We start from the raw sequence: 1,103 nt of genomic DNA, 5'->3' as shown, positions 1-1,103 counted from the left end.
CTGCGAATCAATATACATGCGCCGTGTCTGCGGATTCGCATACGCACCCGCCCCGGCCTCCCCCTAGAGCCGGGAGCGGGTTTCTAGGGCGAGGGGGTAGGGGAGGGGCACATGGACCCGATCACGCTTGCACGGCGCAACACGCTGGCTTGTCTGCATCACAACCTGAGCGGCTATCGCCGCCACGGCAATGACGTCATGGCGTCCCTGTTCCGCGATGCCATTGAGGTCCGCTATCAGCTGCTCGCCCTTGGTGAACTGCAAGTCGGTCAGTGGGGGCAGAAGTGAGCATTGTCTCCGTTGACCCGCAGGTGGCGATTGCCGCTGTGGCCTGCGGCTCGGCATTGCTGCTGGTGTGCGTGCTGATCGTGATCGTCGTGTGCCGTGATTACGCCAATGACCTTGATGCCAACCGCGAGCGTCGGCAGGAACGGCTGCTCGCCTTACACCTGTATGCGCTGACGCTGAAAGAGACGGCCCACGTTGCCCAGGCACAGGCGGAGTTCCCCCCGCACTCCCGCGTTCGCCACGCCTGCATGGCGGCGATGACACAGCCCGCGGCGGAGGTGGGCCGTGGCTGATCCGACTTGCTACGTGATCACCGCTGCCGAGTGGGATCAGTTGATGCGTGCCATTGGTTGGTGCGTTCTGGCGCTGCCGGTCATGTGGATTCTGATCACCACCGACTGGTGGTTCTGGATGGATCGCCTGCGTGTTCGCGCGCGCCGTCGCCGCCTTCGTGCGATCAGGGAGGCGCGTCGTGCTTGATATTCCTCCCGTGTGGCATGAGTTGATGTTCGCCTTCGTCGTCGTCTTCTTTGGCGGTTGGCTGCTGCTTCCCGGCTTTCTGGCGCTGTTCGATTGGGCGAATGAGCGCGTTGGCAAGTTGTGGTGCCGAGTAGGGGTGCACGCTTGGACGCCGCGCCGCGTCCATCTGCCGGACCCTGTGAGGTGCGAACGTTGCCTCAAGCTCAAGGACGGTTGGCATGGCTAACCGCATTTCCTACGGCTTGCGCCGCGCCGATCCGCGCTTCAGCGAGCCGGTGGGCGCGTCTTCGCACCTGGACGAAGAAGTGGCCGCGCTCCGCGCGATGCCTGAGCCG

The 1,103-nt window shown here is 64.2% G+C and carries 4 protein-coding genes; all 4 read left to right on the top strand.

Annotated features, from left to right (window positions below):
• Positions 1-111: 111 nt before the first annotated feature.
• Genes AC06FE_RS19550 through AC06FE_RS19535 form a run of 4 tightly spaced genes read left to right on the top strand, consistent with a single transcriptional unit; the run spans position 112 to position 994 of the window.
• Positions 112-288, top strand: coding sequence for a hypothetical protein (locus tag AC06FE_RS19550; protein WP_478073995.1), 177 nt, complete (start codon positions 112-114; stop codon positions 286-288).
• The gene (locus AC06FE_RS19545) at positions 285-581 is read left to right on the top strand and encodes a hypothetical protein (protein ID WP_478073994.1); all 297 of its coding nucleotides are present in this window, start codon (positions 285-287) and stop codon (positions 579-581) included. The genes AC06FE_RS19550 and AC06FE_RS19545 overlap by 4 nt, the downstream gene beginning before the upstream one ends.
• Entirely contained in the window at positions 574-768 is a 195-nt protein-coding gene (locus tag AC06FE_RS19540; protein ID WP_478073993.1) for a hypothetical protein, read from the top strand. Before AC06FE_RS19545 ends, AC06FE_RS19540 begins: the two co-directional genes overlap by 8 nt.
• A complete protein-coding gene (locus tag AC06FE_RS19535; protein WP_478073992.1) occupies positions 761-994 on the top strand; it encodes a hypothetical protein in 234 nt (77 codons plus the stop codon). Before AC06FE_RS19540 ends, AC06FE_RS19535 begins: the two co-directional genes overlap by 8 nt.
• Positions 995-1,103 lie beyond the last annotated feature (109 nt).

Source organism: Stenotrophomonas sp. Steno-C18 (assembly GCF_056393195.1).
The sequence above is the reverse complement of the archived record's forward strand: the minus strand, read 5'-3'. Positions and strand labels throughout refer to the sequence as shown.